At 72.4% G+C, this 25890-nt stretch carries 27 protein-coding genes; 2 read left to right on the plus strand and 25 right to left on the minus strand.

Features of this window, described 5'->3' with window-relative positions; genetic code table 11:
• Positions 1 to 28 precede the first annotated feature (28 nt).
• The 3 genes from H958_RS0109975 to H958_RS0109985 are packed head-to-tail and all read right to left on the minus strand — an operon-like array spanning position 29 to position 4263.
• On the minus strand, positions 29 to 685 hold the full coding sequence (locus tag H958_RS0109975; RefSeq protein WP_028058571.1) for a 4-hydroxy-tetrahydrodipicolinate reductase: 657 nt from the start codon (positions 683 to 685) through the stop codon (positions 29 to 31).
• The gene (locus H958_RS36190; protein WP_322090764.1) at positions 686 to 1963 is read right to left on the minus strand and encodes a M16 family metallopeptidase; all 1278 of its coding nucleotides are present in this window, start codon (positions 1961 to 1963) and stop codon (positions 686 to 688) included.
• 5 nt (positions 1964 to 1968) lie between these two features.
• Complete coding sequence (locus H958_RS0109985; RefSeq protein ID WP_028058572.1) at positions 1969 to 4263, minus strand: polyribonucleotide nucleotidyltransferase; 2295 nt, start codon at positions 4261 to 4263, stop codon at positions 1969 to 1971.
• Positions 4264 to 4395: 132 nt separating this feature from the next.
• Here H958_RS0109985 and H958_RS0109990 point away from each other — a divergent pair, with 132 nt between their 5' ends.
• On the plus strand, positions 4396 to 5481 hold the full coding sequence (locus H958_RS0109990; protein ID WP_028058573.1) for an NAD(P)H-binding protein: 1086 nt from the start codon (positions 4396 to 4398) through the stop codon (positions 5479 to 5481).
• A gap of 79 nt (positions 5482 to 5560) precedes the next feature.
• The gene (locus tag H958_RS0109995) at positions 5561 to 7306 is read left to right on the plus strand and encodes an ABC transporter substrate-binding protein (protein ID WP_028058574.1); all 1746 of its coding nucleotides are present in this window, start codon (positions 5561 to 5563) and stop codon (positions 7304 to 7306) included.
• Positions 7307 to 7363: 57 nt separating this feature from the next.
• Here the strand turns inward: H958_RS0109995 and H958_RS47455 are convergent, their stop codons facing one another.
• The 22 genes from H958_RS47455 to rpoZ form a co-directional block, all read right to left on the minus strand.
• Positions 7364 to 8053, minus strand: a complete 690-nt coding sequence (locus H958_RS47455; RefSeq protein WP_051324041.1) for a zf-HC2 domain-containing protein — start codon at positions 8051 to 8053, stop codon at positions 7364 to 7366.
• A complete protein-coding gene (locus H958_RS0110005; RefSeq protein ID WP_081685747.1) occupies positions 8050 to 8601 on the minus strand; it encodes a sigma-70 family RNA polymerase sigma factor in 552 nt (183 codons plus the stop codon). Before H958_RS0110005 ends, H958_RS47455 begins: the two co-directional genes overlap by 4 nt.
• Positions 8601 to 9050 (minus strand): DsbA family protein, encoded by a 450-nt coding sequence (locus H958_RS36200; RefSeq protein WP_051324042.1) that lies wholly within the window; start codon positions 9048 to 9050, stop codon positions 8601 to 8603. Before H958_RS36200 ends, H958_RS0110005 begins: the two co-directional genes overlap by 1 nt.
• 64 nt (positions 9051 to 9114) lie before the next feature.
• Entirely contained in the window at positions 9115 to 9576 is a 462-nt protein-coding gene (locus H958_RS0110015) for a redoxin domain-containing protein (protein ID WP_028058576.1), read from the minus strand.
• 5 nt (positions 9577 to 9581) lie between these two features.
• Positions 9582 to 9851, minus strand: coding sequence for a 30S ribosomal protein S15 (rpsO, locus tag H958_RS0110020; RefSeq protein WP_028058577.1), 270 nt, complete (start codon positions 9849 to 9851; stop codon positions 9582 to 9584).
• A 156-nt stretch (positions 9852 to 10007) separates the two neighbouring features.
• Positions 10008 to 11171, minus strand: a complete 1164-nt coding sequence (locus tag H958_RS36205; RefSeq protein WP_028058578.1) for a benzoate/H(+) symporter BenE family transporter — start codon at positions 11169 to 11171, stop codon at positions 10008 to 10010.
• Positions 11168 to 11740 (minus strand): helix-turn-helix domain-containing protein, encoded by a 573-nt coding sequence (locus tag H958_RS0110035; RefSeq protein WP_028058617.1) that lies wholly within the window; start codon positions 11738 to 11740, stop codon positions 11168 to 11170. The genes H958_RS36205 and H958_RS0110035 overlap by 4 nt, the downstream gene beginning before the upstream one ends.
• 30 nt (positions 11741 to 11770) lie before the next feature.
• Complete coding sequence (locus H958_RS0110040) at positions 11771 to 12655, minus strand: bifunctional riboflavin kinase/FAD synthetase (RefSeq protein ID WP_028058579.1); 885 nt, start codon at positions 12653 to 12655, stop codon at positions 11771 to 11773.
• Positions 12656 to 12666: 11 nt separating this feature from the next.
• Entirely contained in the window at positions 12667 to 13467 is an 801-nt protein-coding gene (truB, locus tag H958_RS0110045) for a tRNA pseudouridine(55) synthase TruB (RefSeq protein WP_028058580.1), read from the minus strand.
• A gap of 25 nt (positions 13468 to 13492) precedes the next feature.
• The gene (locus H958_RS0110050) at positions 13493 to 14485 is read right to left on the minus strand and encodes a DHH family phosphoesterase (protein WP_028058581.1); all 993 of its coding nucleotides are present in this window, start codon (positions 14483 to 14485) and stop codon (positions 13493 to 13495) included.
• Complete coding sequence (gene rbfA / locus H958_RS0110055; RefSeq protein WP_028058582.1) at positions 14486 to 14827, minus strand: 30S ribosome-binding factor RbfA; 342 nt, start codon at positions 14825 to 14827, stop codon at positions 14486 to 14488. It abuts the gene before it with no gap.
• On the minus strand, positions 14824 to 15144 hold the full coding sequence (locus H958_RS36210) for a DUF503 domain-containing protein (protein ID WP_037409755.1): 321 nt from the start codon (positions 15142 to 15144) through the stop codon (positions 14824 to 14826). The genes rbfA and H958_RS36210 overlap by 4 nt, the downstream gene beginning before the upstream one ends.
• Position 15145: 1 nt before the next feature.
• On the minus strand, positions 15146 to 17557 hold the full coding sequence (infB, locus tag H958_RS0110065) for a translation initiation factor IF-2 (protein WP_028058583.1): 2412 nt from the start codon (positions 17555 to 17557) through the stop codon (positions 15146 to 15148).
• Positions 17530 to 17886 (minus strand): YlxR family protein, encoded by a 357-nt coding sequence (locus tag H958_RS49030; RefSeq protein WP_407641135.1) that lies wholly within the window; start codon positions 17884 to 17886, stop codon positions 17530 to 17532. The genes infB and H958_RS49030 overlap by 28 nt, the downstream gene beginning before the upstream one ends.
• Positions 17843 to 19111 (minus strand): transcription termination factor NusA, encoded by a 1269-nt coding sequence (gene nusA / locus H958_RS36215; protein WP_037409756.1) that lies wholly within the window; start codon positions 19109 to 19111, stop codon positions 17843 to 17845. The genes H958_RS49030 and nusA overlap by 44 nt, the downstream gene beginning before the upstream one ends.
• Positions 19112 to 19116: 5 nt before the next feature.
• Positions 19117 to 19533 carry a ribosome maturation factor RimP gene (locus H958_RS0110075; RefSeq protein WP_028058584.1) on the minus strand — a complete coding sequence of 139 codons (417 nt, stop codon included), beginning with the start codon at positions 19531 to 19533 and terminating at the stop codon, positions 19117 to 19119.
• 103 nt (positions 19534 to 19636) lie between these two features.
• Positions 19637 to 19996, minus strand: a complete 360-nt coding sequence (locus H958_RS0110080) for a tetratricopeptide repeat protein (RefSeq protein ID WP_028058585.1) — start codon at positions 19994 to 19996, stop codon at positions 19637 to 19639.
• 19 nt (positions 19997 to 20015) lie between these two features.
• Positions 20016 to 22256 carry a transglutaminase family protein gene (locus tag H958_RS0110085; protein WP_156027871.1) on the minus strand — a complete coding sequence of 747 codons (2241 nt, stop codon included), beginning with the start codon at positions 22254 to 22256 and terminating at the stop codon, positions 20016 to 20018.
• Between the two features lie 31 nt (positions 22257 to 22287).
• Positions 22288 to 23388 (minus strand): DUF58 domain-containing protein, encoded by a 1101-nt coding sequence (locus H958_RS43100; protein ID WP_051324043.1) that lies wholly within the window; start codon positions 23386 to 23388, stop codon positions 22288 to 22290.
• Between the two features lie 10 nt (positions 23389 to 23398).
• Positions 23399 to 24373, minus strand: a complete 975-nt coding sequence (locus tag H958_RS0110095) for an AAA family ATPase (protein ID WP_051324044.1) — start codon at positions 24371 to 24373, stop codon at positions 23399 to 23401.
• Complete coding sequence (gene coaBC, locus H958_RS0110100) at positions 24374 to 25633, minus strand: bifunctional phosphopantothenoylcysteine decarboxylase/phosphopantothenate--cysteine ligase CoaBC (protein WP_028058588.1); 1260 nt, start codon at positions 25631 to 25633, stop codon at positions 24374 to 24376.
• 16 nt (positions 25634 to 25649) lie between these two features.
• Positions 25650 to 25880 (minus strand): DNA-directed RNA polymerase subunit omega, encoded by a 231-nt coding sequence (gene rpoZ, locus H958_RS0110105; protein WP_028058589.1) that lies wholly within the window; start codon positions 25878 to 25880, stop codon positions 25650 to 25652.
• Positions 25881 to 25890 lie beyond the last annotated feature (10 nt).

Below are 25890 nucleotides of genomic sequence, written 5' to 3' on the forward strand. Positions count from 1 at the left end.
GAATCCGTTCGGTCCGGGGCTGGGCGTGCTAGGGCCATAGGAGCCGCTCGAGCCCGATCACGGGGGACTCGGGCAGCTCGGCCACGCGCCGGACCGCGAGCAGTACGCCCGGCATGAAGCTCGTGCGGTCGGTGGTGACGTGGCGGATGGTCAGCGTCTGGGCGGTGTCGCCGAGGATGACGTCCTGGTCGGCGACGATGCCCGGCAGCCGGACCGAGTGGATCGGTACGTCGCCCTCCATCAGGGCCGAGGTGCGGGCCGCGGTGCCCGACGGCGCATCGAGCTTGGCCGCATGGTGGTACTCGACGATCTCGGCGGCCTGCATCAGCTTCGACGCCTCGGCCGCGAAGCGCATCATCAGGACGGCACCGATCGCGAAGTTCGGCGCCGCGAACACCTTCCCCGGCGCACCGTCGACCGCGGCGCACAGGTCGTCCTGCGCCCAGCCGGTGGCGCCGATCACCACGTGCACGCCGGCATGCGAGGCCTGGCGCGCGTTCTCGACCACCGTGGTGGGGATCGTGAAGTCGACCAGCACGTCGGCGCGGTCGAGGACGTCGGCGACCGACGTGCCGAGCGACGGATCCGCCCGGCCTGTCAGCTCCATGTCGTCCGCGCCCTCGACCGCCGCGCAGGTGGTCTGCCCCATGCGCCCCGCGGCGCCGGCGACGGCGACGCGGATCATCTACGCAGGGACGGCGTCGGCGATGTCGTCGACGGCGGCCCGGAAGGCGTCCTCGTCCGGCCCGATGCCGGCCGCCGACAGCGCGCCCGGCGCCCACAGCTCGTCGGTCAGCGCGCGCAGGTCGTCGAGCGTGACGGCGTCGATGCGCGCCATCACCTCGTCGGTGTCCAGCAGCGGCAGGTCGAACAGCAGCGAGCCGCCGAGCCGGTGCATCCGCGCCCCGGTGGACTCCATCCCGAGCACGACGCGCGCCTTGACGTTCTCGCGCGCCCGCACGAGCTCCTCCTCGGTGGCGGGCGTCTCGCGCAGGCGACCCAGCTCGGCCGAGACGACCTTCATCGCGTCGCGCAGGTTGTCCGGCCGCGTACCGACGTAGAGGCCGATCTGGCCCGTGTCGGTGTATTGGCCCGCGAACGAGTAGACCGAGTAGGCGAGCCCGCGCTCCTCGCGCACGGCCTGGAACAGCCGCGAGGAGGACAGCCCGCCGAAGATCGCGTCGAGCACGCGGGCGGCGAAGCGGCGCTCGTCCCCGCGCGGCAGCCCGACGCCGCCGAGGCAGACGTGGCACTGCTCGGTGTCCTTGCGCTGGAAGCGGATCGCCGGGACGAGCTCCGACGGCGCCGGCTGCGGCGCCGCCACCGGGTCGCCGGCCGCGCCGTTGCGCAGCGTGCGCTCGGCGAGCGCGACGATCGCGTCGTGGTCGACCGATCCGGCCGCCGCGATCACCACCTGCCCCGGGACGTAGCGGCGCGAGTGGTACTCGGCGATCTGCTCCACGGGGGTGTCGCGGATCACCGGCGCGCGGCCGATGATCGGCCGCCCGAGCGGGTGCTCGCCGAAGACGGCTTCGCCGAGGACGTCGAAGACGGTGTCCTGCGGGTCGTCCTCGTACATCGCGATCTCCTCGAGCACGACCTCGCGCTCGGGATCGACGTCGGTGAACGCCGGGCGCCACACCATGTCGGCCATGACGTCGAACGCGGCCGGCAGGTGCTGGTCGAGCATCCGCGCGTAGACGGTGGTGCTCTCCTTGTCGGTGCCGGCGTTCAGCTCGGCGCCCATGCCGTCGAACAGCTGGTCGATCTGGGCCGACGCGTAGCGCTCCGTGCCGCGGAACAGCAGGTGCTCGAGGAAGTGCGACAGCCCGGCCTCGGCCGGCGCCTCGCCCCTCGAGCCCGTGGCAACGAAGAAGCCCAGGGCCGCGGACCGGACGGAGGGCATGTCCTCCGTGACGATCCGCAGCCCGGAATCCAGCTGCGTGATGCGGTGCTCGGCGATGGCCGTTACCGGCGGTCGGGGTCGCGGTCGCCGCGCGGCCCGCGGTCGCGGTCGCGTCCGCGCCCGCCGCCGCCGCCGCCGCCGCCGCGGCCGTTGCGCCCGCGGTCGCCGCCGCGCGGCCCGCGGTCGCGGCTGCCGCCGCCACCCATCGTCGGGTCGCCGGTGCCGACCGCGGTCAGCTCCTCGGCGGTCTTGCCGGCGATGTCGGGGTCCTCGGCGAGGCGCAGGCCGATACGGCCGCGCTCCTTGTCGACCTCGACGACGCGGACGGAGATCTCGTCGCCCTTGTTGAGCACCTCCTCGACCGTCGCGACGCGGTTGCCCGGCGAGACGTTGGAGATGTGCAGCAGGCCGTCGGTGCCCTTGGCGAGCTCGACGAAGGCGCCGAAGGTGGTCGTCTTGACGACCTTGCCCGTGTACTCGTCGCCGACCTCGACCTCCTTGGTCATCGACCGGATGCGGTCGATCAGGGCGTCGCCCTGGGCGCCGGTGACGGCGTAGACGAGCACCTGGCCCTCGTCGTTGACGTCGATCTGGGACTCGTACTCCTCCTGCAGCGACCGGATCGTCTCGCCGCCCTTGCCGATCAGCAGGCCGATCTTCTCCGGATCGATCTGGATCGAGGAGATGCGCGGCGCGAAGTCCGACAGCTGCTCGCGCGGGGCGCCGATCGCCTCGTGCATCTTGCCGAGGATGAAGTCGCGGCCTTCCTTCGCCTGGGCGAGGGCGTCGCGCATGATCTCGAACGTGACGCCCGTGATCTTGATGTCCATCTGCAGGGCGGTGATGCCGTCAGACGTCCCGGCGACCTTGAAGTCCATGTCGCCGAGGTGGTCCTCGACGCCGGCGATGTCGCTCAGGATCGTGTAGTCGTCGCCCTCCTTGATGAGGCCCATGGCGATGCCGGCGACCGGCCGCTTGAGCGGCACGCCGGCGTCCATGAGGCTCAGCGAGGAGCCGCAGACGGAGGCCATCGACGAGGAGCCGTTGGACTCCAGGATGTCCGACACGACGCGGATCGTGTACGGGAAGTCCTCCTGCGACGGGATCATCGGCACGAGCGCGCGCTCGGCCAGCGCGCCGTGGCCGATGTCGCGGCGCTTGGGGCCGCGCATGAAGCCGGCCTCGCCCACGGAGAAGGGCGGGAAGTTGTAGTGGTGGAAGTAGCGCTTGGACGTCTCGAGCCCGAGGTTGTCCAGGCGCATCTCCTCACGCGTGGTGCCGAGGGCGACCACGGACAGCGCCTGCGTCTGGCCGCGCGTGAAGAGCGCGGAGCCGTGCGTGCGCGGGAGCGGCTTGACGTCGATCGAGATCGGCCGGATCTCCTTCTCGGAGCGGCCGTCCGGGCGCTTCTTCTTCTTGGCGATGCGCTCGCGGATGACCCGCTTCTCGAGCGCGTCGAACGCCATCTGCGCGCGCTGGCGGTACTCCTCGTAGGTCTCGGACTCGACGTCGCCCGAGTACTGCGCGAGCACCAGCGCCTCGACCTGCTTGGTCTGGTCCTGGCGAGCGAGCTTGTCCTCGACCGAGGTGGCCTCGTCGAGCTGCTTGCCGTGCGACTTGGCGATCCGGCCGATCAGGTCCTCGTCGGCCTTGGGGACCTCGATCTCGAGCTTGGGCTTGCCGGCCTTCTCGGCCAGCTCGCGCTGCGCGGCGGTCAGCTTCTTGATCGCGGAGTGCGCGATGTCCAGCGCGTCGAGGATCTCCGCCTCGGAGACCTCGTTGGCGCCCGCCTCGACCATCAGCAGCGCTTCATCGGTGCCGGCGACCACGAGGTCCATGTCGGCGGTCAGCAGCTGCTCCTCCGTGGGGTTGACCACGAAGTCGCCGCCCTCGACCTTGCCGATGCGCACGGCGCCGACGGCGGTCGGGAAGGGGATGTCGGAGACCATCAGCGCGGCGGACGCGCCGTTCATGGCCAGCATGTCGTAGGGGTTGACCTGGTCGACGCTGAGCGTGAGCGCGACCAGCTGCGTCTCACGACGCCAGCCCTTCGGGAACAGAGGGCGGAGCGGGCGGTCGATCAGGCGGGCGATCAGCGTCGCCTTCTCACCTGCGCGGCCCTCGCGCTTGAAGAACGAGCCGGGGATCTTGCCCGCGGCGTACATGCGCTCCTCGACGTCCACCGTCAGCGGGAGGAAGTCGACGTCGCGCAGGTTTCCGGCGGTGGCAGTGCTCAGGACGACGGTGTCCCCCGCGGTGACCGTCACGGCGCCGGAGGCCTGCTTGGCCATCTTGCCGGTCTCGAAGGCGATCTCGGTACCACCGATCTCGACGGTGACCCGGTGCACTTCAGACATATAGGTGTCCTCTTTCTCTGCGGCCGCCACGTTTTGGCGGCCCCTCTGCATCGTCTTGACGCTTCGGTAGTTGTTGTGAACAAGTCTAGAAGCTGCGCGGCATTCCGGCGCTGACGGGTAGCCTCGGGCCTCATGGCTGCGCGGATCGTGGTATTCGGCGCGACGGGGTACACGGGCAGGCTCGTGGCCGAGCGCCTGGTGGCCCAGGGCGCCCGCCCGGTGCTCGCGGGGCGCGACGACCAGCGGCTGGCGGAGCTGGCCGAGCGTCTCGGCGGCCTGGAGACCGCTCACGCCGACGCGATGCGCCAGAACTCGGTCTTCGACCTCGTCGGCAAGGGCGACGTGCTGATCTCGACCGTCGGCCCGTTCATGAAGTGGGGCCGCGCGGCCGTGCGCGCCGCCGTGGCGGCGGGCGCGGTCTACCTGGACTCGACGGGCGAGCCGCCGTTCATCCGGCGCGTGTTCGAGGAGTTCGACGGGCCGGCGCGGCGGTCGGGAGCGGCGCTGCTGCCGGCGATGGGCTACGACTTCGTCCCGGGCGCGCTCGCGGGCGCCCTGGCCGTCGAGGCCGCGGGGGCGGCGGCGCGGGTCGACGTCGGCTACTACGCGCTCGGCGCCGGCCTCTCCTCGATGTCGTCCGGCACGCGCGAATCGATGGTCGGCGTGACCTTCACCGACGCGTTCGCCTACCGCGACGGGCGCCTGACGACCGTGCGCAGCGCCGAGCGTGTGCGCTCCTTCGACGTCCAGGGACGCCGGCGCGAGGCCGTCTCGGTCGGCGGCGCGGAGCACTTCGGGCTGCCGGCCGCCTATCCGGAGCTGAGCGAGGTCAACGTGTACCTCGGGTGGTTCGGGCCGCTGGCGCGCCCGCTGCAGGCCGGCACGCTGGTCGGCGAGTACGTCGCGAAGCTGCCCTTCGCGCGCGCGGCTATGCAGTTCTGGGCCGAGCAGGCCGCGGCGCTGCTGCGCGGTCCGGAGGCGGGGACGACACCCGGCGGCACCTCCTGGATCGCCGCCGAGGCCTATGACGCGGGCGGCGCGAAGCTGTCCGAGGTCCACCTCAGCGGCGTCGACGCCTACGACTTCACCGCGTCGTTCATCGCGTGGGCGGCCCGCCATCCGGTCCTCGGCACGGGCGCGCTCGGGCCGGTCGAGGCCTACGGCCTCGAGGCGCTGGAGCGGGGCGCGGCCGCCGCAGGCCTCACCCGCGTCCCTTGAATCCTTGCGGTTCGGCCGGAGACCGCAGGGTGCGTTCCGCCCTGGCGCGGCGCCGGTGGCCAGCGTACGATCGCTCGCCATGTCCTCAGCGCTCCGGTTCTCGTGGTTCTGCGTGGTCCTGGCAGCCGTGGTCGCCGGCTGTGGCGGAGGCGGCGGCGGCACGGCGTCCTCGCAGCAGCAGGGCGCCCCGCATGCCAAGGCCGGCGGCACGCTGACGTTCCTCTATTCCGGTGACGTCGACAACATCGATCCCGGCATCACCTACTACACGGGCGGCTATCTGATCGTCTATGCGACGCAGCGGCCGCTGGTGAACTACAAGCCGGACGATCCGACGCACCCGGTTCCCGACCTCGCCGCGGCGCTGCCCGAGGTGTCGGCCGACCACCGGACGGTGACGGTCAAGCTGCGCCCCGGCGTGAAGTTCTCCCCGCCGGTCAACCGCGAGGTGACCTCCGCGGACGTCAAGTACGGCATCGAGCGCGCGTTCTTCAAGACCGTCAACAACGGTTATGCGGGCGTCTACTTCCGGGACATCGAAGGCGCGAAGACCGGCGTGGCGCCCGGGACGGAGATCAAGGGCATCCAGACGCCCGACCCGCACACCGTCGTCTTCAAGCTCACGCGTCCCAGCGGCGGCGTGCTCGCCGGCGCGCTGACGATGCCGATCGCGGCGCCCGTCCCGCGCGACTACGCGCTGCCGTTCGACCGCCACTCGCCGTCGGCCTACGGCACGCACCAGGTCGCGACCGGCCCGTACATGATCGCCAACGACGCCAAGGGCAACACGACCGGCTACAGCGCCGGGCACGAGATCAAGCTGGTCCGTAACCCGAGCTGGGACAAGGCGACCGACTACAAGCCCGCGTACCTGGACGCGATCGACGTGCGCGAGGGCAACACCGACACGACGGTCGCCTCGCGCCAGGTGCTGTCGGGCAGCCACATGGCCAGCGGCGAGTTCCCGGTGCCCGCGCCGATCATCAAGGAGGCGCTCTCGCGCAACAAGGACCAGCTCGCGCTGGTGCCCACGGGCGGCATCGACTACATCCCGCTCAACACCTCGATCCCGCCGTTCGACGACATCAACGTGCGCAAGGCGGTGATCGCCGGGTTCGACCGCGACGCGGTCCGCCTGTCCGCCGGCGGCAAGGTGCGCGGCCCGCTCGCGACCCACTTCATCCCGCCGAGCCTGCCGGGCTTCCAGCAGGCGGGCGGCATGAAGGGCCCGGCGCTGGACTTCCTCGCGCACCCGAACGGCGATCCGCAGCTCGCCGCCGAGTACTTCCGCAAGGCGGGCTACGCGTCCGGCCGCTATGAGGGCGGCGCGGCGCTCTACATCCCGGCGATCAACACCCCGGCCTACCGCCAGCAGGGCGAGGTCGCGCAGCGGAGCTTCGAGCGGCTGGGCTTCAAGGTCCGGCTGCGCTTCGTGTCCAACGACGTCTTCTACACCCAGTACTGCCAGGTGCCGGCGCGCAAGGCCAATGCCTGTGTCGGCTGGTCCTGGTACAAGGACTTCCCGGACCCGCAGACGATGCTCGACGTCACCTTCAACGGCGCGGCGATCCAGCCGCAGGGCAACTCCAACTTCCCGCAGCTGAAGGATCCGCAGGTCGACGCGGCGATGAGGAAGGCCGAGACGCTGGCCTCGCCGGCCGAGCGGGCGGCCGCCTGGGGCGCGATCGACAAGCAGGTCACCGCGCAGGCCGCCGCGATCCCGGGCACCTGGCTCAACCAGCCGATCGTGCGCTCCAAGGACGTCGCGGGCGTCACCAACCCCGTGCTGACGGGCTGGGACCTGACGTTCACCTCACTGCGCTGACCTCGCGACGAGGGTCCGTGACCGCGGCTCGGCTGACCGCCGGCGTCGCCGCGTGAGCTACGCGAGCCTGCCGCCGAGCACCGGGTACGCGTGCCCGTGCGACCTGCGCACGACACGGATCCAGTCGTAGTCTCCGCGCTTGGCGGCGGTCGTGAGGATCACGTAGGCGTCGCCCTGGCTGTCCACGCGGAACGTGCCGGCGCTGGCGCTCCAGCCCTTGGACTCGCACAGCACCTCGTAGACGTCGCCGGACTGCGCGGGCAGGTTTGAGACCCACAGGCGCACGACCGTCCCGCCGTCGACCGTGCGCAGCGCGGCGTGCGCCCTCGCCGCCGCGGGGCCGCCCTGGACCGGGCTCAGCGCGAGCCGGTACTGCGCCGCGGGGCGCGCGCTGCCGCGCTGAAAGCCGAAGCCGAGGATCAGCACGGCGGCGGCGACCGCGGCGCCGGCCAGGGCCCCGCCGGCGCTCAGCATCAGGCGCGGGCGCCAGCGCTTCGCGCGGCGCTTAGGCGGGTGGTCGGCCGCGAAGCGGTCGAGCAGGCGCTCCTCGATCGCCGGCGGCAGCGGGTCGTCCTCCGTGCTGCCGGCCACGACCGCGAGATCGAGCAGCGCCGGCAGGCCGGCCAGCGCGGCGTGCTCGGCGGCGCAGATCTCGCAGCCGGCCAGGTGCGCGCGCACGCGCTCGACCTCGTCCTCGGCCAGGCTCCCGAGGACGTAGGCCCCCAGGTCCTCATGGACGTGCGTCATGCCCGCACCCCCATCTCCTCCAGTATCAGCCGCAGCGAACGCAGCGCGTACCACGTGCGGCTCTTGACGGTCCCCTCCGGCAGCCCCAGCCGCTCAGCGATCTCGCGCACGGGCAGTCCCTGCACGTGCGCGAGGCGGATGACCTGCCGGTGCTCCAGCGTGAGCTTCTCCAATGCGCCGGCGACCTGCCAGCCGAGCATCGCGCGCTCGATCGAGAGGCCCTCGGGGTCCTCCTCCTCGCGCGGCTCGTGGAGCGCGAGCGCCGGCCGGACCGCGGCGCGCCGGCGCATGTCGATGATCGCGTGGCGGGCGATCTGGTAGAGCCAGGTCCGCACGCTGCCGCGGGCAGGGTCATAGGCCTCCGCGTGACGCCAGGCGCGCGTGAAGACCTCCTGCACCACCTCTTCGGCGCTGCCGCGATCGCCCAGCGCGTTGAGCGCGAACCCGTAGAGCTCGCCGGCGTAGGCGCGATAGAGCTCGCGCAGCGCCTCCCCGGTGGCGTCGGACGAGATGCGGGCGATGAGCTGAGCGTCGGTGGGCACGGCCATCAGTGGTTACGCGCCGGTCCGGATCCAGGTTCGATCCGGCTGACCGCTTCCATCGTCGCACGTCCCGCGACCGCGGTGCCGGCGATGAAGATCGTCGGTGTCGTGACGACTCCCGCGCGCACGCCGGCGCGGAAGTCGGCCTTCACGCGCTCGGCCACCGCTTCGCTGCGGCGGTCCGCGTCGAAGCGGGCCACGTCGAGGCCCAGGTGCTCCGCGCGCGCCCACAGGTGCGGGTCCTCGAGGCGCCCTTGGTCGGAGAACAGCGCGTCGTGCATCGCCCAGAACGCGCCCTGGCGGCCGGCTGCCTCGGCCGCGCAGGCGGCGGGATGCGCGCGCGGGTGGCTGGCTCGCACCGGGAAATGCCGGAAGCACACGCGCAGTCGCAGCTCGTGCACCCGCGCCTCGAGCGCCGCGCAGAACGGGCACTCGTAGTCGCCGTAGACGATCACCTCCGGGCCGTCCCCGCGGACGTGGTCGCCGGGACCGACCGGCGGCAGCGGGGCGGAGCCGAGGCTAGGCGTAGGCGTCCAGCGCGTCGAAGATCAGGTTAGCGCCCGGGAGATCGCCCGGCGACGGCGCCTGATAGCTCCACCGCACGACCGCGTCCGGCCCGATCAGGACCAGCGCGCGCTGCGGGAAGCCGCCCGGGTGCAGGACGCCGAAGGCCTCGCAGGCGGCGCCCTTGGGCTCGAAGTCCGAGAGCTGCTCGATCTCGATGTTGAGCGCCTCCTTGAACGCGGTCTGCGAGTAGGTCGCGTCGCAGGAGACGCCGTAGAGCGTCGCGCCGCGCTCCGCGAAGTCGGCCAGCAGCTCGTTGTACGTCGAGAGCTGGTCGGTGCAGACCGGCGAGAACGCGAACGGGTAGAAGACGAGGACCGTGGTCCTGCCGAGCAGCGCTTCGCGCGTGAACGGCTCGCCGCCGGCGGTCTGGAGCGAGAACTCGGGCGCGGGCCGCCCGGCCTCGACGACCGCCATGGCGCTCAGCGGCGCAGGCCCAGCTCGCGGATCAGCGAGCGGTAGCCTTCGAGGTCGTTCTTCTGCATGTAGTTCAGGAAGCGGCGGCGGCGGCCGACGAGCATCAGCAGGCCGCGGCGCGAGTGGTGATCGTGCTTGTGCTCGCGCAGGTGCTCGGTCAGGTGGTTGATGCGGTGCGTGAGCAGCGCCACCTGGACCTCGGTCGCCCCGGTGTCGGCCTCGCTCTTCCCGAAGCGCGTGACGAGCTCGTGCTTTTCCTCTGCAGTCATGGTCATGTGCGGCCGTGCAGGGTAGCAGCCATCACGCGGTCGCGCCCAGCGTCCTTGGCGCTATAGAGCGCATCGGCGACCACGATCGCGGCGGCGCGCTGGGCCGCCTTGGCGCGTACCCGCTCTCCTCGCCGCGCAGACCCGTCATCGGTCCCTCCCGGCTCACGTGGCGGTCAGCGGCCGCGCCGCCCGCACCCGGGCCAGGCCCAGCAGCGCGAGTCCCGCGCACAGGCCCCAGAACGGCGCGCTGATGCCCAGCGCCGTCATCCCGGACGCGCTGACGACGAGCGTCACCGTCGCCGCCTCGCGGTGGCGCGGGTCGGCGACCGCGGCGGCGATCGCGCCCGCCAGCGCGCCCAGCAGCGCCAGCCCCGCGACCGCCTCGATCAGCAGCGGCGGCACGACGCTGAGCAGCGTCGTCGCGGCGCCGGCCAGCACGCCGAGCACGAGGTACGCGGCGCCGTTGGTCGCCGACGCGATCCAGCGCCGCCCGACGTCCGGCCCCGCGTCGGGCCCGGCGGTCAGAGCGGCGGTGATCGCGCCGAGGTTGACCTGGTGGCCGCCGAACGGCGCGACGAGGGCGGTCGCCGCGCCTGTGGTCGTGAGCATGCGCCGCAGCGAAGGCCGGTAGCCGAAGCTCGCGAGCACGCCCATGCCGGTGACGTTCTGGGAGGTCATGGTCACGATGAAGAGCGGCAGCGCGGTGCCGACGAGCGCCCCGGCCGTGACGTGCGGCAGCGTGAACGAGAGCTGCGGCCCCAGGTGCAGGCCGGCGAGGTCGGGCGAGCGGCCGATCGCGACGGCGACCGCCATCGCGGCGAGCGCTCCCGGCACCGCCCACGGGCGCGCGAAGCGCGTCAGCAGCGCCCACACCGCGATCACCGGCGCCGTCAACCACGGCAGCTCGACCATCGAGTGCACCGGCGCGAGGCAGAGCGAGAGCAGGACGCCGGCGAGCATCGCGCTCGCCAGCCCGCTCGGGATCGCCGCGATCGCGCGCGCCAGCGGGCGCCACAGGCCCGCGAGCACGATCAGCAGGCCGGCCGCGGCGAACGCCCCCAGCGCCGCGGGGTAGCCGCCGGACGGCTCGCCCGCCGAGGCCAGCAGCGCCGCGCCCGGCGTCGACCACGCGATCGTGATCGGCATCCGCGTCGTCGCGGCCAGCACGATCGACAGCAGCCCCATCGCGACGCACAGGGCGAGCAGGCCCGACGCCGCCTGGGCTTCCGTCGCGCCGGCGGCGCGCAGGCCTGCGAGCACGACGGCGAACGAGCTGGCGTAGCCGACGACGGCCGCCACCAGCCCCGCGATCACCGGCCGGCTCACGCCGCCGCCCCCGCGTAGAGCATCCAGCAGAGCGCTCGCGCGTCCTCGCCGCCGAGCGCGCGGTATCTATGCGGCCCGTCGGCCGCGAACCAGACCGCGTCGCCGGCCCCGAGCTCCTCCGCCTCCCCGTCCGGGCCCGCCTCCACCCGCCCGGAAAGGCACAGCACGACCTCCTCGGTGTCGGGCAGATGCGCGCTGCCGCGGTGCTCCACCCCGGCCGGGAGCGACAGCTCGAGCAGCTCGAACCGGCGCGCCCGCCCGTCGGCGTGGATCAGCCACGACGCCATCCCCGACTCGGCGGCCAGGGCCTTGCCCGCGCGGGCGCGGACGACCCGCGTGCGCGGGGACTCGTCCCCGCCCTCCAGCAGCGCGCCGAGCGGCACCGTCAGCGCCTGCGAGAGCCGCCAGAGCGTCTCCACCGACGGGTTGCCCTCACCGCTCTCGATCCGCGCCAGGATCGTCTTGGAGAGTCCTGAGACGCGCGCCAGCTCGCCGAGCGAGTACCGCTGTGCGACGCGATGCGCGCGCACGCGGCGGCCGATGCTCTGGTTCAGGTCGGTGGCATTCATAGCTGACGATCGTCAACTATAAGTGCCGCGTCAACCTGCGGCGATCCTCGCGGTCTCGGCGACGTCGCGGTGCATCTGCTCGACCAGGGCGTCGACGGAGTCGAAGCGCCTCTCGCCGCGCAGCCGCGCGAGGAAGTCCAGCCGCAGCTCGCGGCCGTAGAGGTCGCCCTCGAAGTCGAGCAGGTAGGCCTCCACGAGCAGGCCGCGGCCCGTGACGAACGTCGGCCGGACGCCGATCGAGACCGCCGCAGTCCACTCGCCCATGCCCGGCACCGAGGCGCGGCAGGCGTAGATCCCGTGATCGGGCACCGCGAGCCTGGGGTCGGGCACGAGGTTCGCGGTCGGGAAGCCGAGCGTGCGCCCGCGCTTGTCGCCGTGCGCGACGACGCCGCGCATCCCGAAGGGGGCGCCGAGCGCACGGGCCGCCTCCCCCACCTCGCCGGTGGCGACCAGTCCGCGAATGTGCGTCGAGGACACGATCTCGCCGTCGAGCTCGACCAGCGCCGCGACGCGCGTCTCGAACGCGTCCTGCGATGCGAGCAGCGCCGCGTCGCCGCGCGCGCGGTGGCCGAAGCGGAAGTTCTCGCCCACCGAGACGTGCTGCGCCTGCAGGTGCTCGACCAGCACGTGGTCGATGAACTCCTGCGCCGTCTGGGCCGCGAACGTGCCGTCGAACGGGATCACGATCAGCTCCCGCACGCCGAGCGCGGCGATCAGGTCCGCCTTCTGCTCGAGCGTGGTGAGCAGCTTCGGCGCCGACTCGGGCGCCACCACCGTCCGCGGGTGGGGCTCGAACGTCAGGACGCTGTCCGCGTCGCGGATGACCGCGCGGTGGCCGATGTGCACGCCGTCGAACTCGCCGACCGCCAGGCGGCGGGCCTTGCTCTGCGCGTCGGGGAGCCAGATGACGTCCATCGGTGGGGCCACTAGCCGCGGAAGCCTACGACGGGTTTGATCAGGCCGCCCTCGCGCGGCTCCGCGAGGGCGATCAGCCCGTCGGCGTCGCGCAGCCGGACGGTGCCCTCCGCCGTCCCCGGAACCGCCACGCCGTGGGAGGCGCGGCGGGCGTCCTCGCCGGCCAGCTCGACGGCCGGCAGGAACGACAGCGCGTCGTCGAGCGGCAGGATCCGCTGCTCGTCGGCGTCCGCGACGTCGAATCCACCGATCCGCGTGCGCCGCAGCTCGAGGCAGTAGGCGTCGCCGAGGTCGGCGATCAGCGTACGCACGTAGGTCCCGGCGGAGCACTCGATCGTGAACGTTGCCCGCTCGCCGTCGCGCGGCGCCGACTCGAGGAAGGCGTACACCTCGACCTCACGCTCTCCAAGCTCGACGGTCTCGCCGGCCCGCGCCAGCGCGTAGGCGCGCCGGCCCGAGACCTTGATCGCCGAGTAGGCCGGCGGGCGCTGCGAGATCGTCCCCGTCGGGAGCACGAGCTCACCGGGCATGCGCCCGCGCGAGATCTCGCCCTCGGGATCCCCCGTGGTCGAGGTCCAGCCCAGCCGTGCCACCGTCTCATAGCGCTTGGGCAGCGCCATCAGGAAGCGCTGGACGCGCGTCGCGCGCCCGACCAGCACGAGCAGCAGACCGGTTGCGAACGGGTCCAGCGTCCCGGCGTGGCCGACCTTCACGCCGCGGCCGAGCGACCGCCGGACGCGCGCGACGACGTCGTGCGAGGTCACGCCCGCGGGCTTGTCGCACAGGATGACGCCGTCCTCGACGGCGCCCACGGGCGGGCGCGAACCGGCGGATTGCCTAGAGCTGCTGTGCAACCTGCGCGCGGAGGAACTCGACGAGCGCGGGGAACTCGAGGTCGGTGGAGAAGCCCGCCGCGCGCCGGTGTCCGCCCCCTCCGCCCGCCCGCGCGATCCTGGACACGTCGATGCGGTCGTCGGTCGCGCGCAGCGAGACCTTGCGCTTCGGGGTCGCGTCGGAGAGCTGATCGCGCACGAGCCCGGCGACCGCCGTCCCCTCGACGGACCGCAGATGGTCGACGACGCCTTCGGAGTAGGACTCGTCGGCGCCCGTCGAGCGGTAGTCGTCGCGCGTCAGGTGTGTCACGGTCAGCAGACCCCCGTCGAAGCGCTCGACGTTCGTCAGCCCGCGCGCGAGCAGCTCGAGCTTGCCCTGCGGGATGCCCTCGTACAGGCGCCGATAGATCGCGTGCGCGTCGATGCCGTCGGCGATCAGCTCCGCCGCCATCATGTGCGCCCGCGGCCCGGTGTTCTCGTACATGAAGCGCCCGGTGTCGGTCACCAGGCCGACGTACAGCGCCTCGCCGATGGCGTTGGTCGCATCGACGCCGAGGCCGTGCATGAGGTCCCAGACCATCTCGGCGGTGCACGAGGAGCGCGGGTCGACGAAGTTCAGCGTGCCGAAGCGCGTGTTGTCGTGATGGTGGTCGATGTTGATCAGCCCGCGGGCGTCGCCGGCGCGCAGCTCGGCCGGCGTGCGGTCGATGTTCCCGCAGTCGAGGAAGATCAGCGTGCGCTCGGCCAGATCGGTGGGAAGCTCGGTCGCGAGGCCCTCGAGCTTGATGAAGCGGTACTCGTACGGCAGCGGGAACTCTTCGGCGGCGAGGAACGCGACGGCGTCCTTGCCCAGCGCGGAGAGCACCTGCTGCATCGCGGCCAGCGAGCCGACGGCGTCGCCGTCCGGGCGCTCGTGCGTCGTCAGGCAGAAGCGGTCACCCTCGCGGAGCGCCCGCAGCACCTCCTCACGCGCTGGTTGCGCGCCGTTCTCGCCCACCTAGGACTCCTCCTCGGACAGCAGCTCATTGATCCTCTGGCTGCGCTCCGCGGTGTCGTCGTAGACGAACTCGAGCGTCGGCGTGTTCTTGATGTGCAGCTCGGACCCGACGCGCCGCTGGAGATAGCCGTGCGCGCTCGTGAGCGCCTGTAGTGAGCGCCGCCGCTCGCCGGGGTTGCCGAGCACGGATACGAACACCTGCGCTCGGCGCAGGTCAGGCGATGTCTTCACGGCAGTCACGGTGACGAATCCGACCCGGGGGTCCTTCAGCTCAGAGGTGATCGCACCGGACAAGACCTCTCTCATGGCCTCGTCGATCCGGCGCATCCGATCGCCGGTCATCCTAGTGACTCCAGGTCGGCCCAGGAGGTCAGACGACGCTCCACTCTCATCCCCTGCGGCAGCCGCTGCTCGAGCGCCCGCTCGACGGTGTCGGCGGCGTGCGCGGCGCCCGCCGCCGAGCCGGCCGCGATCGCCACCGCGAGCGTCGAGCGCTGCCATGCGTCCTGATGCGCCACTTCGGCGACCGATACGTGAAGGCGCTCCCTCAGGAGCGCCTTCAGACGGTTCAGCTCAGCGCGCTTTCCCTTCAACGAGCCTGCTTGAGGGAAGTGCAGATGGACTTGCATCAGCACGACGAACGAGGGTTCGCCGGACAACCTACGACAGGGTCCGCTCCACCTGGCGGGTCTCGTAGACCTCCATGGTGTCGCCCTGCTCCACGTTGGAGTAGTTGGCGAGCACCACGCCGCACTCGAAGCCGGACAGGACCTCGCGCACGTCGTCGTTGAAGCGGCGCAGCGAGCCGATCTCGCCGTCGTGGACGACCGCACCGTCGCGGATGAGGCGCACCTTGGCCCCGCGCGTGACCTTGCCGTCGGTGACCATGCAGCCGGCGATCGTGCCGATCCGCGAAGCGCGGAAGATCTCGCGCACCTCGAGCTGGCCGACGATGTCCTCGACGGTCTCCGGCGCCAGCAGGCCCTGCATGGCGTCGCGCAGCTCGTCGATCGCGCGGTAGATGACCGAGTACGTGCGGATCTCGACGCCCTCGCGGTCGGCGAGCTGCCTCGCGTCGCCGACCGGGCGGACGTTGAAGCCGAGCACGATCGCGTCGGATGCGGCCGCCAGGTTGATGTCGGACTCCGTGATGCCGCCGACGCCCGAGCGAACGATCTGCACGCTGATCTCGTCCTGCGGCAGCTTGGCGATCTCGTCCTCGAACGCCTCGAGCGAGCCTGACACGTCGGCCTTCAGCACGAGGCTGAGGTCCGTGACCGCGCCGGGCTGGTCGAAGATCGTCGCGAGCGACCGCTTGATACCGCCGCGGCGGGCCTGCTGCTCGAGCTTCAGGCGCGTCGCGCGCTCGTTGGCGAGCGAGCGGGCGCGGCGGTCGTTCTCGACCACCCGCACGTGCTCGCCGGCCTCCGGCACGGTGTCGAAGCCCAGGACCTCGACCGGCTCGGACGGCGTCGCCACCTTCACGCGCTTGCCGGTGAAGTCCGACATCGCCCGTACGCGGCCCCAGTGGGCGCCGGCGACGATCGCGTCGCCGATCTTCAGCGTGCCGCGCTGCACGAGCACGGTCACCACCGCGCCGCGGCCCGGATCGAGCTTGGACTCGATCACGACGCCCGACGCCTCGGTGTCCGGGTTGGCCTTCAGCTCCTCGAGCTCGGCGGTCAGCAGGATGCCCTCGAGCAGGTCCGGCAGGCCCTGCTGGGTCTTGGCCGACACGTCGACGAACATCGTGTCGCCGCCCCACTCCTCGGGCTGGAGACCGAGCTGCGTCATCTCGGTGCGGACCCGGTCGGGCGCCGCCCCTTCCTTGTCGATCTTGTTGACCGCGACGAGAATCGGCACGTCGGCCGCCTTCGCGTGGTCGACCGCCTCGCGCGTCTGCGGCTTCACGCCGTCGTCGGCGGCGACGACGATCACGACGATGTCCGTCGACTGCGCGCCGCGGGCGCGCATGGCGGTGAACGCCTCGTGGCCCGGCGTGTCGAGGAACGTGACCGTCTTGCCGTCCTGGTGGACCTGGTAGGCGCCGATGTGCTGCGTGATGCCGCCGGCCTCGCCGGCCGCCACCTCGGTCGAGCGGATGGCGTCCAGCAGCGACGTCTTGCCGTGGTCGACGTGGCCCATGATCGTCACGACCGGAGGGCGCGGCTCGAGATCCTCGTCGTCGTCCTCGTACTCGGGGTCGGCCCCTGGGTCGTCGGCCGCCGTGACGATCTCGATCTCCTTGTCGAACTCGTCGGCGATCACCTGGATCGCGTCGTCGGACAGCGTCTGCGTGAGCGTCGCCATCTCGCCGAGCCCCATCAGCTTCTTGATGATCTCCGGGACCGGCACGCCGAGGTACTCGGCGACGTCCTTGACCGTCGAGCCGGAGTTGACCTTGATGACGTCGGCCTTCAGCGACGAGACGTCCTGCGGCGTCGGCTCCGTGTAGGTGCCGCGCCGGCGCCGGCCGCCGCGACGCCGCGGGGGCCGCTGGGGCGGGCCGCCGCCCGGGCCGCCGGGACCGCCGCCCGGGCCGCCGGGGCCGCCGCCGGGACCGCGGCGGGAGGCCTGCGAGTCGATGACGACGCGCCGGACGCCGCCGCCCGCGCCGGGAGCGCGCTCGCCCTGCAGCGAGGAGCGCGTCGGGCGCTGGCGCTGGCCGTCGGCCGGCCGGGCGCCTGCGGGTGGGCGGGACTGGTTCGGGCGCTGGCCCTGGCCGGGTCCGCCCTGGCCGTTGCGCTGCCCGGGTGGGCGGGAATCCTCACCGCGCGGGGGCTGCGAGGGCTTGGCCTTCGGCTTGGGAAGGTTCTCGGCGCGCGGGGCGCGCGCGGTGCCGTGGCCGAAGCCGGCGCGCTGCTGCACGACCGGCGGGGCCTTCTTGGCCGGGGCGCCGTTGGACGCCGCCTTGGGCTTGGCCTTGCCGGTCAGCGCCGCGTCGGCGAGCTTCTCGTCCACAGCGGTGGCCGCAGCCTTGACCTCGATGCCGTATGCCTGCAGACGCTTGACGACCTCCGGCATCGGCATGTCGTACTGCTTGGCTAGCTCGTGGACGCGCTTCTTGGCCATGTGTGAGTGAAGTCTACGGTGTCCTGTGGTATGGAAACGGGCGCCTTGAAGGCGCGGTTGAAGGCGCGACGTGCAGTCGCCGCCTCCCAGCAGTCGCGCGCAGCGTGCAGCCATGCGCCGCGACCAGGCAGGGTCGCTCGTGGATCAGGTACCACGAGCCCCTTCACGTTAGCGAACCGGATGAGACGCGCTCTCGCAGAGCGCGCCCCACACCCGATGCACCGCCGCTCGGGCTCGTGATTAGGTCGGATGATCGGTGTGGGGCGGAGGGGCTGCCTTCCCCAATTACGCGCCGACGCGGTCGGTGTCCTTGTTGGCGAGCGCCTGATGGGCGTCCAGGCCGCAGTAGCGCGAGCCCGGCAGCGCCGCGTTCGGGCAGCGCCGGCCGTTGGCGAGGATCGCGGCGCAGCGGCCGCCGGTCTCCTCCTCCTCGTAGCTGGATTCCTCGTCCTTGTGGAACTCGGTCTCCGAGCGGATGTCGACCCGCCACCCGGTCAGCCGCGCGGCGAGCCGCGCGTTCTGGCCTTCGCGGCCGATCGCCAGCGAGAGCTGGTCGTCCGGGACGATCACCGTCGCCTGGCGGTTGGAGTCGTCGACCAGCACCTCGCGGACGCGGGCCGGCGAGAGCGCCTTGGCCACGAACCGGGCGGGCTCGTCGTTGTAGGGGATGATGTCGATCTTCTCGCCGCGCAGCTCGGACACGACCATGCGCACCCGCGAGCCGCGCGGGCCCACGCAGGCGCCGACCGGATCCACGCCGTCGGCGTGGGAGACGACGGCGATCTTCGAGCGGTAGCCGGGCTCGCGCGCGACGCCGGTGATCTCCACCAGCCCGTCGGCGATCTCAGGCACCTCGAGCTCGAACAGCTTCTTGATCAGCTCCGGGTCGCGGCGCGACACGATGATGCTCGGCCCGCGGGTCGAGGAGGAGACCTCCTTGATCACGGCCTTGATGCGCTGCGAATGGTCGTAGCGCTCGCCGTCGACCTGCTCGGACTTCGGCAGCAGCGCCTCGACCCGCTCGCGCAGCTGCACGAGCGTGTAGCGGGAGTCCGACTGCTGGACGATGCCGGTGATCAGCTCGCCCACGCGGTCGCGGTACTCCTCGAACATCATGTCGCGCTCGGCCTCGCGGATCCGCTGCAGGATGACCTGCTTGGCGGTCTGCGCCGCGATCCGCCCGAAGTCGTGCGGCGTGACGTCGCGCAGCTCGATCTGGTCCTCGAAGTCGCTCAGGCGCCCGGGATCGATGTCCGGGGCCTCCGGAACGATGACCTCGCCGGTCTCCGGATCCACGCGGCGCTCGAGCGCGCCGGTCGCCTGCTCCTCGGCCTCATCGAGCAGCTGGTCCTCGAGCTCGGGCGGGAGCAGGAACTCCTCGACGATGAAGTCGCCGGAGTCGCGGTCCATGCGCACGCGGGCGTAGCGGGCTGCGCCGGGCTGCTTCTTGTAGGCCGACAGCAGCGCGTCTTCCAGCGCGCCCATCAGCTTCTCCTCGGCGATGCCCTTCTCGCGCCCGAGCGCCTTGACTGCTTCGACGATCTCTGCGGACATGGGCCTCAGTCTCCCACGAGGTTGGAACGATGGATGTCGGCGTACGCGATCGAGACGACACCCGTGTCCGCGGCGACGGTCACGGCATCGTCGGTCGCGTTCAGGAGCTCACCCGTGAACGAATGGCGTCCTTCGTGCTCCCCACGCGTGCGCACGCGCGCGCGGCGGCCGACGTAGCGGCGGAAGTGCTCTGGCGTTGTCAGTGGGCGTTCCGTGCCCGGAGAAGATACCTCGAGTGCATACTTCTCCCGCACCGAGGGAAGGTGATTCGTGACCCGCTCGCACAGCTCGAGCGTGACGCCCTTCGGGTGGTCGATGAAGAGGCGGACGAGGCCATCCCCGACGACCTCGGCGAGCAGGACCTCGACGTCCGGCTCCACCTCGGCCAGGCGGGCCTCGATATCGGCCTGGATCTTGCTCATGTCACCTCCCTTGTCAACAAAAAAGCGGGCTCTTCGCCCGCTTCCCAAAGTGGCCATCCGGCCGCGAAAAGCTTGTCGGTTCAGGGTAGCAGCGTCAGCGCCGCTACGCAGCTTTTCGAGCGCGGTCGCGGTAGATGCGGTAATCGTGCCGCTTCGGGTTCATCGTGGCCGCCAGCGTGAGCGGCTTTCGGGCCTCCGCGGCCCGGCCTAACTGCAGCAGGGAGCGGCCGAGACAGAACAGCGCGTAGTCGTTGGTCGGCGCGCGCTCGACGACCGCCTCGAACTCCGCACGCGCCTCCTCGAAGTGGCTGGAGCGAAAGTAGGCGCGTCCCAGCGCCTCGCGGATCGACGTCTTGTCCGGCTCCAGGTCCGCGGCCTTGGAGAGGGGGACCGTCGCCGCGTGGAAGTGCCCGTCCTCGAGCAGCGACATCCCGCGCTGGTAGAGGTCGTAGACATCATCCATGCCCTCGGATTGTAGGCGGCTAGCGAGGTGGAAGCGCCCACCATGCGCGCACTCTGCCGCGAATTCCGCCACCTCGGGCGAGCTCGGAGCGAAGCCCCCGGCGCTGTGCGCGCGTGGGGTGCGCGTCGCGGTCGCGGTAGCGCGCGTCGCGCAGCGCGCGCACGTATCCCACGGCCGCCGGCGTGCGGGCGAAGCGCAGCTCGAGGGCGTGCAGCGTCGTTCCGGGAAGCGCTTCGCGGCGCGTCCGGCGCAGGGCGCGCTCGAGCTCCGAGAGCGCCGGCCGGGCCCCGAGGCGCCGGCGCCGCAGCGCCAGCGAGGCCAGCGCGAGGAGCGCCAGTCCGCCCACCACATAGGCGGGCACGTGCCACCAGACGCCCTCGTCGTGCGCGGTGGCCGTGCCGTCCGGGCGCGAGGCCGGGGCGTCGCCGGGGCCGAAGCTCGGGATCGCGCCCGAGCTCGCGGTGGGCAGGTTGGCGGCATCGGCCGGCTGCGCGCGCGCCGGGGAGGCGGCGGGCGTCGGGTCGAACGTGTACCAGCCATAGCCGGGATAGAAGACCTCGACCCACGAGTGGGCGTCGAAGTCGCGCACGATGTACTCGTTGGTCTTGGGGTCGGTCGCCCCGGTCGAGAAGCCGGTCGCCACCCGCGCCGGCACGCCCCCCATCCGCAGCAGCAGCGCCATCGCGCCGGAGAACTGCTGGCAGTACCCCTGCTTGGCCTCAAACAGGAAGCCCGGGAGCGTCTCCGCCGACTTGGGCGGGACCTCGCTGTAGCCGAAGCCCTCGCCCAGGTAGTCGAGCACCCGCTGGACGTAGTCCTCTGGCGTGTCGGCGCCGCGCTTGAGCCGCTGCGCCAGCGCCCACACCTGCGACAGCGAGCTCTGCTCGAGCGTCGTGACGGCATCGCTCCCGGGCTGCGTCGGCGGGCCGACCATCGGCGCGCCGTCGTCGCCGAAGGCCGGGAACGTCACGCGCAGGCGCGAGACGCCCGCCAGCCCGAGGCGCTGGACCGGCACGGTGAGCGTGCGGAAGTGCTGGAGGTCGGCCGGGTAGTCGGTACCGGCCCGCTGGCGCTGCCGGGTCGTGGGCCGCGGGTAGTAGACGGTCGCGGTGTAGGTGTCGCCGCGGCGCAGCGGGCGCGCGGGCAGGAAGAGGCCGTCCTGGGTCGGGATCTCGTCGACGTTCGGCAGGTCCACGAGCGTCGCGTAGCCGGAGGTGATGAACTGCTCGCTGCGCAGGTTGCGGACCGAGACGCGGATCCGCTGCGTGAACTCCTTGTCGATCTTGGGGTCCGGCGAGAGCTCGCTCTCCTGCGCCGCCTGATCGGTCCGCACCCAGTGCCTACCGTCGAACGCGTCGAGGTTCTCCGCCTTCCAGTAGGCGGGGCGCTGGGCCTTGATGCGCAGCAGCTCGCGACCGTCGCGCGGCCAGGTCAGCGGGCCGTAGGTGTGATCCCAGCTGTAGGCGGTCGACTTCGACGCCGACGTCTCCAGCGCCCAGGTCTCGTAGTCCCACCACGGCGCGTTGCGGTTCAACAGCGGCGCTGCGACCAGCGCGAGCAGCACGGCCCCCAGGGCGAGCAGCCCGGCGGCGCCCGCGTCCGGCATCCGCAGCTTCTCGAGCCGCAGGAACGCGACCATCAGCAGCGTGAAGACGGCGCCGCGGATGAACTCAGCGCCGAAGTCCAGCGCGACGACGGGCGTGACGTAGAGCACGATCAGCGCGAGCAGCGCAGGGATCGGGAAGCCGAGGCCGCCGCGGCGGGGCCAGAACGTCAGGAACGCCGCGATCAGCACGAGCGCGCTGCCGCCGAGCGGGATCACCATGCGCACCCACGGGTCGATGCCGCGGTAGGGCACGCGCACGCCCGGCAGGTCCGAGATGCCGCGCGAGATCCCGCCGGTGAGCTCGCTCCAGCGGCCGGGTTGCAGCAGCTCGTCGCGCGCGCCGCCGGCCAGCAGCGCCAGCGCGACCAGCGGGACGAGGGCGGCGAGCATGAACAGCACGCGCCGGAGGCCCTGGCGACGGCCCGCGAGCAGCAGCGCGAGCATCGCCAGTAGGCCGACGCCGACGACCGCCCAGCCGCGCATCGGCTCGGCGGGCTCGAGCATCGCCATCCAGTGCAGCGCGCCCCACGACGCCAGCGCCCCGAACGCGAGGCCGCGCGCGAGCGGGAGCGAGAACAGCAGCTCGCCGCCGCCGGTACGCACCCGGGATGCGGGCACGCCCGGCCCGGAGCCGGCGTGGGTGGCGGCGCTCACGCCCTCCCCCCGCCGGCGAGCCGCGGCGTGGTCATGCGGCGCCCTCGAGCGCGGCCACGGCGGCGGCGCCGCCTGCACGGCCGGAGACGTAGGCGTGGCAGCCGGCGACCTCGAGCACCGCGCGCCGGCCCGGCAGCGTCCCGGGCACGACGACCAGGCAGCCGCCCGGCGTGCGTCCGAGGCCGCGCGGCGCGCGGTCGACCGGACGCGCCGCCACGTAGACGATCAGTCCGCGGCGGTTCTGCGCGGCGGTCAGCGACGGGCCGGTGCCGTCGTCGAGCAGCGCGAGCCGCACGTGGGCGGCCGGCCAGGCCAGCAGGTCGTGGACGATCACGGTGGCGCGCCGGTCGCCCGGCAGCAGCAGCCCGCACCCGGTGCGCTTGGCGAAGTGGACCGCGAGCGAGCCGGCGGCGCGCACGGCGGCGTCGAGCGCCTCCGGGCCGGCGGGCGCGCGCGGGTCCAGCACGATCAGCGGGCGCGAGTCGGCCTCCGAGATCAGCTTGCGCTCCATCAGTCCGGCGCCGCGCGCGAACGACTGCCAGTGGATGCGCGACGCCGGCGAGCCCTCGCGCCAGGGACGCAGGCCGTCGATCTCGGTCTCCGCCTGCGCGAGCAGCGACGCACGCGCGTGCGCGGGCGTGGAGTCTCCCCCGCCCGCCGTCACCGTCACCGGGTAGAGCTTGGGAAGCACGAGCACCTCGTCGGTCGCCGGCCCGCCGATCACGCGCTGGGCGAGACCGAACGGGTCGCGCAGCACGAGCGCCGGGGGCGGCAGCCGGCGCCGGCCGCGGCGGCCGAACGTGACGTCGATGCGCACGCGCGCGTCGCGGCGCCCGGCGGCGAGCCGGACAGGCTCGGGCAGCAGCGGCTCGTCGATCCAGCCCGGCGGCAGCGGCATCCGCCCCGCCTTGGCGTGGATGCGCACCTGCAGCGGCTGCTCCTCCATCACCGAGCGCGCCGTCAGCTCGCGGCCGAGCGACGCGCCGCGGCTGCCGATCCCGATCCACAGCATCGCGCCGGCGCCGAGCAGCAGCAGCGCGGCGCCGGTGACGTACAGCGGCTCGGCGTCGAACGTGCCGGCGACCAGCAGCAGCAGGAGCCCGAGTCCCGCGCAGCCGAGTGCCGAGCGCATCAGTGACCTTCTAGAGCGCCGGGACCGCGGCGATCGCGTCGCGCACGATCTCCTCGCGCGTGACGCCCGCCGCCTCAGGGGCGAGCATCAGCCGGTGGGAGAGCACGGGCTCGGCGAGCGCCTGGACGTCGTCGGGCAGGGCATGGTCCCGGCCGCTGACGAGCGCGCGCGCCTTGGCGGCACGCAGCAGCATCAGGCCCGCGCGCGGGGAGGCGCCGAGCTCGACACGGTCATCCTCGCGGGTGCGCCGCAGCAGCGCCACGATGTAGTCGCGCAGCGCGCGCGACGCGTGGACGCGATGGGCGGTCTCGACGGCGTCGACCACCTCGGCCCGGTCGGTCACGGGCTCGAGGTCGAGCACGCGGTCGCCGGACTCGTGGCCGGCGAGCATGATCGCCTCGGCGCCGGCGTCCGGGTAGCCGAGCGAGAGCCGCACCATGAAGCGGTCGACCTGGGCCTCGGGCAGCGGGTAGGTGCCCTCGTACTCGACCGGGTTCTGGGTCGCGAAGACCAGGAACGGGCGCGCGAGCTCGTGCGACATCGCGTCGACCGTGACATGGCGCTCCTGCATGCACTCGAGCAGGCCGGACTGGGTCTTCGGCGACGCGCGGTTGACCTCGTCCACGATCACGACATTGGCGAAGATCGGACCCGGGCGGAACTCGAAGCGAGCCTCGCGCTGGTTGTAGACGTTGGTGCCCACGATGTCGGCGGGCAGGAGGTCGGCCGTGCACTGCACGCGCGCGAACTGGCAGTCGATCGAGCGCGAGAGCGCGCGCGCGAGCGCGGTCTTGCCGACGCCCGGGTAGTCCTCCACGAGGATGTGACCCTCGGCGAGCATCGCGACCATCACGTGCTGGATCACGTTGTCGCGCACCTCGACCGCACGGCGGATGTTGTCGGCGACCCGGCGCGCCACGGACACCGCGGCCTCGATCTCGGCGGGGGCAAGGCCCTCCGGTGCGGCTTCCTCCAGGGGTTCCATTCAGTCGCGAACCTTTAACTCGTTAGATGAACGGCGGTTCAAGACGGCATCGAGGATCGCCTCGGCGATCTCGTCCTTCGGCGCGCGCGGCACATGCCGCTCATCGCCTTCGGTCACGATCCACACCTCGTTGTCGGCGGCGTCGAAGCCGATGCCCGTGCCGCCTATGTCATTCACGACGACGGCGTCGAGGTTCTTGCGGCTCAGCTTCTCGCGACCGTACGCGAGCGCGCCGTCGCCGTGCTCGGCGGCAAAGCCCACGAGCATCTGGTCCGCGCGGCGGCGGGCGGCGAGGCCGGACAGCACATCCTGCGTACGCTCCAGCCGCAGGGTGAGTTCCTCCCCGGTCTGGTCCTTCTTGAGCTTGCCCGCGTGCGGGGCGGCGGGCGCGTAGTCGGCGACCGCCGCGGCCATGATCAGGACGTCGGCGGCATCGAAGTGCGCGTCGCAGGCGGCGGCGAGTTGCGCGGTGGTCTCCACGTCCACGTATTCGATCCCGGGCGGCCGGGGGATCGATACGTTCGCGGCGACGAGGGTGACGCTGGCGCCGCGCCGCTCGGCGGCGGCGGCGATCGCCAGGCCCATGCGCCCTGAGGAGCGGTTGCCGACGAAGCGCACGGCGTCGATCGGCTCGCGCGTGCCGCCTGCCGTGACGAGCACGCCGAGACCGTCGAGGTCGCGGGGCGCAGCGGCGAGGACGGCCTCGACGGCGGCGAGGATCTCCGCCGGCTCGGGCAGCCGGCCGATGCCGAACTCGCCCGGCGAGCCCAGCGGCCCGGTCCCCGGCTCCAGCACGATCACCCCCCGCGCGCGTAGCGCGTCGAGGTTGGCCTGGGTCGCCGGATGCTCGTACATCGCGTGGTTCATGGCCGGAGCCACGATCATCGGTCGCCGGCACGCGAGCGCCGCCGCGGTGAGCAGGTTGTCGGCCTGCCCGCCCGCGAGCTTCGCGAGCGTCTGCGCGGTCGCGGGCGCGATCACGTACGCGTCGGCGCGCTCGACCAGCGCGAGGTGCGAGAGCGGGGCGTGCTCGGGCGGCGGATCGCCGGGGAAGGCGCCGCGCAGCGGGTCCGGCTCCCATTCGGTGATCAGCACCGGCGCGCCGGTGATCGCGGCGAAGGATGCGGTGCCGACGAAGCGCGTGGCCGCCTCGGTGCAGACCACGCGCACGCTGTGCCCCGCCTTGGTGGCGAGGCGCGTGACCTCTAGCGCCTTATAGGCGGCGATGCCGCCGCACACTCCGAGCAGGATGCGCGGCACGAGGCTTCAGATGATCTCAGCCGCGGTAGCGGTAGGCCACCTTGCCGTTCGCGACTTCCTCGAGCGCGATCGTCAAGTAGTTCTTGGAGGCCGTGTCGACCATCGGGGGCGGGAACTCCTCGAAGGTGCCCTCGCCGAGGTTGTGGTAGTAGCTGTTGATCTGACGCGCGCGCTTGGCGGCGACGATCACGCTGGCATACGGCGAGTCGACGTGCTCCAGCAGGCGGTCTACGCGGGGAGAAATCACGACCGAGAGT

This window comes from Candidatus Solirubrobacter pratensis, assembly GCF_000425945.1.
Lineage (GTDB): Bacteria > Actinomycetota > Thermoleophilia > Solirubrobacterales > Solirubrobacteraceae > Solirubrobacter > Solirubrobacter pratensis.